Origin of the sequence: Bartonella sp. AP11XZML (assembly GCF_042196445.1) — a bacterium.
Classification (GTDB): Bacteria; Pseudomonadota; Alphaproteobacteria; order Rhizobiales; family Rhizobiaceae; genus Bartonella.
Genome location: NZ_JBHIQF010000025.1, coordinates 1 through 1,316, shown reverse-complemented (window position 1 = coordinate 1,316; position 1,316 = coordinate 1). Strand labels below are relative to the sequence as shown.

The window sequence follows — 1,316 nt, the reverse complement described above, 5'->3', positions numbered from 1 at the left end:
GGGTATAAAGGTGTTGTTTTTGATCCGCAGATTCAGGTTGTTTATCAGCATCTTCAGTTTAATCAGGCGCGTGATATTGATTTAGGAAAATTTCATGCAATAATTCAGAATGCTCATTCATCATTTTACATATTGAATAAAAACTGAATATTATAAATTTCTTTCATTTCAAACCTGTTTATATTTAATCAATTAACCCCTTGTCCATCACAAACGAAGCTGGCATGCAAAGAAGGACTTTTGAAAAAAGGTGAATTGCTTCTTATGAATATTCTCGAGTGCTAAAATCTGCGAAAATATTGAATGCTGAAAAAAGAATGATGATATCCGCGCATGACCGCAATGAAAATAATATCCTGTATCTTATCGAAATTTCTCTGCCACCTATCATTTACAAAACAACAACCATAACAACACGATAAAGCATACTTTACTTTTATTATAATTTGACCTCAAACTCCCTCTGTTTGTTCTAAAAATAAATATTTATCCAAAATTCTTAAGTAAATATCCTAAAAAATGGAACAAATAGCGTATTAAATGATATAAACGTGAATAAAGTTCTAAAACAAAATTCAAAACAATGCATAAAACTCATAAAGACTAAACTTATGATCTATAAAAATGAATAAAGAAATGGACAAAAACAACCACCTATATCGTCTCTTTTGAAAGATTATGCCGAAAGCATTCAGCATTCAAACTTCTCATATTCACAATGAAATCTGTCCTCATATCTTAACATCAAAAATTTTAGAAAAATTTCTCATCGCATAAAAGAAAGCATCTATTGTAATCTTTTATATCAAAAAATAACCATATTGATGAAGCAAAATAAATTTTAATACATTAAAAGGCCGAAAATCTTCTGCCTTTTAACTAAAAATACATATTGCAGCTCATCAAAAAAGGTGGCGCAATCCAGCAGAGAAACTCGTTCCAGAAAAACCAATTTTCTTAAATCTATGCTGATAAGTGACATCTCCACGAAGAGAAAGTTTTGATGAGAGACGGGCATTAAACCCAACCCCTGCTTCCAAAGAAGAACCAAAGGAACCTAACTGAAAATCATTTTTAAAAGAAACGAATTGCTTATCTTCAAAACTATGCAAATAAGAAAGCCTACTATAAAAAGAAACTTCACGTCCCTCTTCCACAACACCTAACGTCTTGCTTAAACGCCCACCAACACGCCCCACCCATTGATGAAATTTTCCTAAATCAACATCAAGATTATCAATATCACGCGCCTGATTAAACTGAAGATGCTGATAAACAACCTGAATCTGCGGATCAAAAACAACACCTTTATACCC

The 1,316-nt window shown here is 32.0% G+C and carries 1 protein-coding gene; it reads right to left on the bottom strand.

Annotated features, from left to right (window positions below; genetic code table 11):
* Window positions 1–902 precede the first annotated feature (902 nt).
* Window positions 903–1,316 (bottom strand): autotransporter outer membrane beta-barrel domain-containing protein (locus tag ACFIMG_RS02380; RefSeq protein WP_375679162.1); only part of this gene is annotated, 414 nt, incomplete at its 5' end.